Here is a 7,087-nt window from a genome sequence, read left to right on the forward strand (position 1 = left end):
TTATTGTAATACATATCTATTATGGCATCGGTAAACTTATCAATTTTCTTCTCCACCTCCCTTACCCTTTTGTATCTGGGAAATTCGCTACTATCCAATACCTTCTTAACTGTATTTTTGGAAATACCAAGCATTCTGGCAATGGTCTTTTTTCCATAACCTTTGGAATACAAGTTTTGTATTGTATACCATTGCTCTATATTGGATCAACCCCTTCTCCTCCCCCTATATTATGTATGTTTTTTATTGATGGGGGTCAATATTTATTGTAAATCAACAAATGGTCCGATTTAAACTGACCCAGGATTCATATACAAATTATTCACAGGTTTATTTCAATTCTACAATGGTCCGATTTAAACAAAAAGAAAAAATTGAAAAAGAAAAGGCTCATTACTGTTTACAACCGGATTATCTGCAATGTATCCAATACCGATGATGGGCAATGTAGGTATTGCATTATCTGGATTACGTAGTTATGTAGCAAATCTTCATACTGAACTTGCACCCAAGGGAATCCATGTAGCACATCGTTCATTAGGCTTATTCATGAAACCTGGTACTGGCGCAGTCAATGACCCAGATGTAATTGCAGATATGTGGTATAATGTATATGCTGAGAAAAAAGGTGGCGAAGATGTTTATCCTGAGGGTGTAACACCGGCAACAATCATATTCTAGGATTCGGTATTATAGATATCATATTTATAAATAATAACAATCTATAAAATGGAGAAAGACCATGAAATAGCTTTTATCAGCTTCAAAATTTCATGGTCTTTTTATATTTTATCCGATTGTTAATTAAGCCAATTGAATCTCAGCAAGAATGATATAATTGAGTTTACAATAGACGCCACCTTATACATACTTTTGTCATCACTAGGCAGAATATCCAGCATGAGCTAAAAAATCACTTAGTCTCACAATTGCTTTTTATTATTAATAGCAAGTCCAGCCACCATCTACAACAATTGCCTGGCCATTGATATATGAGGAATCCTCTGATGCAAGGAACACTGCTACTTTGGCAATTTCATCCGCTTCACCAGGTCTGTATATAAGATTGGTGCCCTTCATGGCTATATCCATTCCATTCTTATTTGTGTGTTGCATAAATTCGCCCGTGCCAATCTCTGTTGTTATGGCACCAGGGCAGATCGCATTACATCTTATGTTTTTGCTGCCGTACATGTAGGCGGTATTTTTTGTAAGCCCTATTAATCCATGTTTTGATGCTGTGTAGATTGCACCTGCTCTGCAACCAAAAAGGCCTCCCACGGAAGCAACATTGATAATTACTCCGCCACCTTGTTTCTCAAATAGTTTCACTGCTTTTCTCATCGAATAAGCAGGAGCTTCCAAGTTCAATTTCATGACTTTTTCAAACATCTTGTCGTCAAAATCGCCTATAGGGCTGAAATCGTCCATAATTCCGGCATTGTTTACAAGAATATCTAATCTGCCAAATCTTTTCACAGCCTCGTCAACCATTCCTTCAACCTGAGCTTTATCCATCATATCACCAACAAATGGAATAAGTTCGCCAGGATATCCTGCAGTTTCTTTGGCAAGTTCATTCAATCTTTCCAATCTCCTAGCAACTGCGAGCACCTTGGCGCCTTCCTTTGCATACATTGCTGCAATCGCTTTCCCCATTCCTGCACTTGCACCGGTTACAATGGCGACTTTGTTCTCTAATTTCATCTGTTATCCTCTCCCACCTATTTCTATATGATATAAATTTAACTACTCCCAGTATATATGACTTTATTGCAGTTGTCAACTATTTATCAATAGAAACGTAATTCTCGCCAGTAACAAAGCATTTGGGAAATAGTGGAGCTCATGGGAGCCCATGTGTTTACTGCTGCAGTGTTGGATAGACTATTACATCATGCCCATATAATTAACATAAGGGTTGATAGCTACAACCTAAAAGGCAGTATGAAAGCCGGATTGTGTGGTAAACCACATAATTAATTAAGAAAAGATAGGGTTGGTCAATTTAAAACCTTTGAAGATGTGCTATTTTAGATTAGCTATCGACATTAATTGGTTTAACACCTGAGACTTATACCTCGATTAGTGGACGTCAGCATTATTTTATTGAATAAATCGCCTTATTTCAACCTGGTAAAAATTGTTGGTCCATTGTATGGAATGGATAGAGATATGGGATAGAAAGGACTGATTGCATTAAAATTTTTCGATGGCAAATGGATATGCGAACTTACTGCATCAAGGTATATGGATAAAGTGAATTAATAATTTACCGCCACTTTATGAGCGTAAAAACAACTCAACATTAATTATAAAAGGCCCCTCTTCTTCGGAGGGGTCTAAATTTATTCTTAGGTTGAAGCACTAAAAAGTTTTGAATAAAAAATTTAAAGGAAATTCTTCTTTTATATATCCATGCCAGCATTGAACCCGGATGTAGTTGAAGTATACAGGTTTCCGCGGTTAGTTGTACAATCACCGACATAATATACTTCATCTGCCAAATCCGCAAATTTGCTTGCTTCCTCTATCTTCGGCTTAACTCCCAGTGATACAATGAGGGTATCGAAAGCAATATTCTTTATTCCGTCTTTCCCTTCTACAACAGCAGTGTTGACATTTACCCTTAAAAGCTTATGATTTGCAAGGATTGTCACGCCTTCTTCCTTCAGAAGCTTAATCAGAGCGGTCATCGGAATAGGTGATACATCTATCATCTCTTTTTCACTTACCATTTCAACAATTGATACTTTCTTTCCTTTGCGAGCAAGATCAAGGGCAACTTCACAACCTGTCAGCCCTCCGCCGGCTACGAGGATGTTGTCTCCTACCTGAACATTTCCAGCCTCAAGATCGCCGACCCAAACCACATTCTCACCATCCAGGCCCGGTATCGGGGGTATGTTGGGTTCTGCACCCACTGCGACAACAATTGCGTCAGGATTTTCTGCTTTTATTATTTCAGGGGTAGCCTCAGTAGCCAGCCTGATTTTGATACCAGGATGTTTTGCAGTCATTCTAATGGCCCAATTGAGGTATGCTTTTAGATCTTTTTTAAATTCAGGAGCTACTGCCATATTTAAAGTACCGCCTAATTTTTCAGATTTTTCGAAGAGCACTACCTGATGGCCGCGGTCTGCCGCTGTGCGCGCAGCTTCCATTCCTGCTGGGCCACCTCCAATTACCACAACCTTCTTTTTTTTATCAGCAACTGCTGAAACGTTTCTAAACTCTAACTCTCGCCCAGCCAGCGGATTTACCGCACAAGCCACACGTAGCCCAAGAGAGCCGTGAGTGCGATTCAAGCAGGTTACGCAGCGGATACAGGGCCTGATTTCATCTTCTCTCCCTGTGCGTGCCTTATTTACGCAATCCGGGTCGGCAATTAGTGTGCGTATCATAGCGCATATATCAGCATCGCCTCTTTCTAATATCTCGGCGGCAAGGTCTAAATCAATAGAACCCACTGTAGTAATCGGCACTTTAATTCCGGCTTTCTTTAGTTCTGCGGCATAATGTACGTTATAGCCTCGCTTTAGATAAGTGGGCTGAGTGGTTATTGGAACCAATTCGTCAATCAATAACATTCCTGCTGAGACATGAAGAAGGTCAATTTTGTCCTGGATTATTTTTACAAATTCAATGGTATCCTCCAATTTAACTCCACCGGGCACCATCTCCTCGGCGCTAATACGGAATTCTATGGCAAGTTTTCTTCCGACTCTCTCCCTTATGGCATCCAAGAGCTCGCAGGCAAAACGGGCTCGATTTTCTATGCTGCCGCCATATTTATCTGTACGGTGGTTAAACAACGGTGAAAAGAAGTTGCTGATAAGTATTCCATGCCCTCCATGAAGCAAGACCATGTCCATTCCAGCTTTAAGAGCGCGTTCTGCTGCATCGGCAAATAACTTGATCCAATTATTTATATCTTCTTGAGACATCATATCGATAGGCGACTTGCCTTCAGGCATTTCATGTCCAAATGCAAATCCAGCGAGTTCGATCGATGCCTTGGCTCCATACCGATGTACGGCATCCGCCAACACAGCAAGGCCCGGTATTACGTTATCGCTTCCCATGTTCACACAAAAACCGCTGGGCATACCATTGAGAGGTGTCACCATAGAAATACCTACAGTGACTATACCTGCACCACCTTTTGCTAATTGACGGCTCCATTCAACGAGCTCAGGTGTCACCAGACCATTTATGTCGGCTAAACGCGGAGCAGCAGGTGAGGATTCTATACGGTTTTTCACCAGCATGTGGCCAATCTGAATGGGTTCGAAAATCTTCTTATACTTAGGGTTCATCATAAAAATTCCCTCCTTGTAAGATATATTTAAACATCCATGATACAAAACGAGTCGCCATAAGAGAATGAAGATATCCTTCAAATTTTATGTATAATCTACTTAGCGGCTGGTTAAGGCAGGTTGTTATTCCTTGGTACCTCGAGTCTGAGATTTAGACTGAACTATAACATTCTTGAACTCGAAGGACTTCATCCTATGGCAGTAAATGCCCAGTATATAAAAATGTACCGGTATGTCTCCTGGGACAGGAGTCACTCCACGTAATAATGAAAGTGCTTTTAATTTCCTACAGCCTCACATTTTTGGAAGGACCACTCATACTGTAAAAGGTTGCCTCAGCCTCATCGGCACAAAAGATTTCGTAAATAGGATCATCCTCGCTGTACAAACTCCTGAGAGAAGGCATGGTGTCCAGTGCCGCTTTTTTGGACTCGCGGCTAGTGATGAAGACAGCTTTGCCTTTTAGACGAAGCCATTCACCTGTTTTTGCTGTAGCGCTTATTTCAAATTTAGGGTTGGCTTTCAGCTGTCTATAGACATCTTTTTGATTATTGGTACAGAAGCATAGCTTACCTTCGTATTTCATTACAAAACCAAAGGGGCGTACCTTGGGCGTATCCCCGTCTATGGTTGCCAGATAAAAAGGTGAGTTATCTTTTAAAAACTGTAAAACTTCATCCATCATCCTTTACTCCTTTCGATTTTTTATGATATTATTATAGTACATAGAGATAAATAGAACAAGTATATAGAAATAACTGTTTAAGTATGATAATAATGAGTGATGGGGTAATGTGGTATGAATAAGAAAGATATGGTAAATACAATGGATTGCCCGGTAACGTATGCCTTAAATATGATTGGAGGGAAGTGGAAAATTCCAATCCTGTGGACATTGAGCCAAAATCGTGTACTTCGGTATAATGAGTTGAAAAGAAAGCTGAATGGGATTACCAACATGATGCTGACTCAATCCCTAAAAGAGATGGAAAGTTGCGGTCTGATACACAGAGAACAGTATCCGGAGATACCTCCGAGGGTGGAGTATTCGCTGACACAAGCAGGATTGGAGCTTTTGCCAGCCATAGATGAACTTGCAAAATGGGGTGCCCGCCAAATGGCATTGCGACATACTGGGAACAATGAGTCACGTTCAGAGTAACAACATGTTTACTGCACTTGCTGTTGTTTGTCATGACGAATTAGAGACCATATAGATATTTTTGGTTTGAACTGTGTTGCCTGTAAATGAGAGTGGCATATTCAAATGAGTGGATTTGTATAGATATAGTTGATCTAACTTAAAAGGAGCATAATATTAAGTGCAGTAACTGTTATCCCGATAACCCAGAGGACGATTTTTGAAAGAGGGTTATTAGCGTATTTCTTCATGACTTTTTGAGAAGATGTAAGGCTAATCAGTAGAAATATTGTTATTGGCAGTTGAATGCTCAACAGCATCTGAGATATGACCAGTCCTTTGAATGGATCGCTTATAAAAAATATTATAATTAGTGCGCCAATTATGGTTAAACCTACGCCTGTTTTAGTATGGCTATCGTGTATATCATATGGCTCATTAAAGATTCCAGCATAAATTGAACCCCCTGCCATACCTGCAGTTATGGTTGAAGAAATTCCTGAAAATAAAAGTGCAATGGCAAAAACAATAGATGCAGCATTGCCTAAGAGTGGTTTTAATAGAGCTTGTGCCTGTTCAAGCTCAGTTACATGGATACCCTGTTTGAAAAATGTTGACGCAGCAATAAGAATCATGGCACTGTTTATTGCCCATCCTATAATCATAGAGAATAACGTATCTGCGAATTCATATTTTAATTGTTTCTCCATTATTTTTTCATCTTCCAAATTCCATTGTCTGCTTTGTATAACCTCTGAATGTAAAAATAAATTGTGTGGCATCACAACAGCTCCAAGTACACTCAATATTATTGTACTTGAACCATTAGGAAATGATGGAGTTACCCAGCTTAAAAGGGCTTTTCCCCATTCAATATCGGTGAGAGTCAGTTCAAAGACAAAAGAGATGCCTATAATTGAAACAAAACCTATTATCCACTTTTCTATTTTTTTATATGAATTAGAGTAGAGCATATAGCTTACAAGCAGTGTAATTAAAATGCCCCCCAGTTTTAATGGTATTTTAAACAACATGTTCAATGCAATTGAACCACCTAATATCTCAGCCAGTGCTGTTGATATTACGGCTAAAATTGCGCTTACAAGTACCAACTTACTTATCCAAGGTTTTAAGTATTCTGTTGCAGCCTCAGAAAGGCATTTTCCTGTTACAATACCAAGATGAGCAGCATTGTGCTGCAAAACAATAAGCATGATTGTTGATAATGTTACTATCCATAAAAGCTTATACCCATGGTCTCCACCTGCTGCAACATTTGAGGCCCAGTTTCCAGGATCGATGAAACCGACGGTTACTAAAAGGCCTGGCCCTATGTATTTGAAAAAGTCCATAGCCATAAGTCTGGGTGCATGTGCTTTAGAAGGATTCTTATGAAAAAATTTCTTAAGCATATCAAGGACCTCCTGCATCTATGATTTGTAATACCACTGTAGAAATAACTGTTATCAGATATATTATAAGCTAAATAAATATAGACGGTAAATAAAAACATAACCTAAAATATAAAGGGGCTGTTGCACAATGGACTAAATAGTTCATTGTGCAACAGCGCTTTTTTTTATTGCGTAAAAGCAAATACGGGTACCGAAGTACCCGTATAAGC

Annotated in this window: 7 protein-coding genes and 1 pseudogene; 3 read left to right on the top strand and 5 right to left on the bottom strand. The window is 39.4% G+C overall.

Going from position 1 to position 7,087, the window contains the following annotated elements:
* Window positions 1-200: helix-turn-helix domain-containing protein (locus tag FWJ32_RS13975; protein WP_149546388.1), on the bottom strand; the 200-nt coding region annotated here is incomplete at its 3' end.
* Between the two features lie 220 nt (window positions 201-420).
* On the opposite strand from FWJ32_RS13975, the gene FWJ32_RS12935 reads away from it, so the two are divergent.
* A complete protein-coding gene (locus FWJ32_RS12935) occupies window positions 421-681 on the top strand; it encodes a Rossmann-fold NAD(P)-binding domain-containing protein (RefSeq protein WP_203227776.1) in 261 nt (86 codons plus the stop codon).
* A gap of 261 nt (window positions 682-942) precedes the next feature.
* Here the strand turns inward: FWJ32_RS12935 and FWJ32_RS12940 are convergent, their stop codons facing one another.
* Window positions 943-1,707 (bottom strand): glucose 1-dehydrogenase, encoded by a 765-nt coding sequence (locus tag FWJ32_RS12940; RefSeq protein ID WP_149546384.1) that lies wholly within the window; start codon window positions 1,705-1,707, stop codon window positions 943-945.
* Window positions 1,708-1,866: 159 nt separating this feature from the next.
* Between FWJ32_RS12940 and FWJ32_RS13650 the strand changes: the two are divergent.
* A pseudogene (locus FWJ32_RS13650) lies at window positions 1,867-1,983 on the top strand (ATP-binding protein); the annotation flags it as partial.
* Window positions 1,984-2,408: 425 nt separating this feature from the next.
* Here FWJ32_RS13650 and FWJ32_RS12945 read toward each other — a convergent pair.
* Complete coding sequence (locus FWJ32_RS12945; RefSeq protein ID WP_203227777.1) at window positions 2,409-4,322, bottom strand: oxidoreductase; 1,914 nt, start codon at window positions 4,320-4,322, stop codon at window positions 2,409-2,411.
* A gap of 286 nt (window positions 4,323-4,608) precedes the next feature.
* Window positions 4,609-5,004, bottom strand: coding sequence for a pyridoxamine 5'-phosphate oxidase family protein (locus FWJ32_RS12950; RefSeq protein ID WP_149546385.1), 396 nt, complete (start codon window positions 5,002-5,004; stop codon window positions 4,609-4,611).
* A 117-nt stretch (window positions 5,005-5,121) separates the two neighbouring features.
* Between FWJ32_RS12950 and FWJ32_RS12955 the strand changes: the two genes are divergently transcribed.
* Window positions 5,122-5,484 carry a winged helix-turn-helix transcriptional regulator gene (locus tag FWJ32_RS12955; RefSeq protein WP_149546386.1) on the top strand — a complete coding sequence of 121 codons (363 nt, stop codon included), beginning with the start codon at window positions 5,122-5,124 and terminating at the stop codon, window positions 5,482-5,484.
* Window positions 5,485-5,618: 134 nt separating this feature from the next.
* On the opposite strand, the gene FWJ32_RS12960 is transcribed toward FWJ32_RS12955, so the two are convergent.
* On the bottom strand, window positions 5,619-6,875 hold the full coding sequence (locus FWJ32_RS12960; RefSeq protein ID WP_149546387.1) for an Nramp family divalent metal transporter: 1,257 nt from the start codon (window positions 6,873-6,875) through the stop codon (window positions 5,619-5,621).
* Between the last annotated feature and the right edge of the window lie 212 nt (window positions 6,876-7,087).

This window comes from Calorimonas adulescens, assembly GCF_008274215.1.
GTDB classification, from domain to species: domain Bacteria; phylum Bacillota; class Thermoanaerobacteria; order Thermoanaerobacterales; family UBA4877; genus Calorimonas; species Calorimonas adulescens.

What these genes read in the sequence shown, in the direction of transcription:
- FWJ32_RS12935 (WP_203227776.1), top strand. Translation starts at nt 421, where the DNA reads ATGTATCCAATACCGATGATGGGCAATGTAGGTATTGCATTATCTGGA.
- FWJ32_RS12940 (WP_149546384.1), bottom strand. Translation starts at nt 1,707, where the DNA reads ATGAAATTAGAGAACAAAGTCGCCATTGTAACCGGTGCAAGTGCAGGA.
- FWJ32_RS12945 (WP_203227777.1), bottom strand. Translation starts at nt 4,322, where the DNA reads ATGATGAACCCTAAGTATAAGAAGATTTTCGAACCCATTCAGATTGGC.
- FWJ32_RS12950 (WP_149546385.1), bottom strand. Translation starts at nt 5,004, where the DNA reads ATGGATGAAGTTTTACAGTTTTTAAAAGATAACTCACCTTTTTATCTG.
- FWJ32_RS12955 (WP_149546386.1), top strand. Translation starts at nt 5,122, where the DNA reads ATGAATAAGAAAGATATGGTAAATACAATGGATTGCCCGGTAACGTAT.
- FWJ32_RS12960 (WP_149546387.1), bottom strand. Translation starts at nt 6,875, where the DNA reads ATGCTTAAGAAATTTTTTCATAAGAATCCTTCTAAAGCACATGCACCC.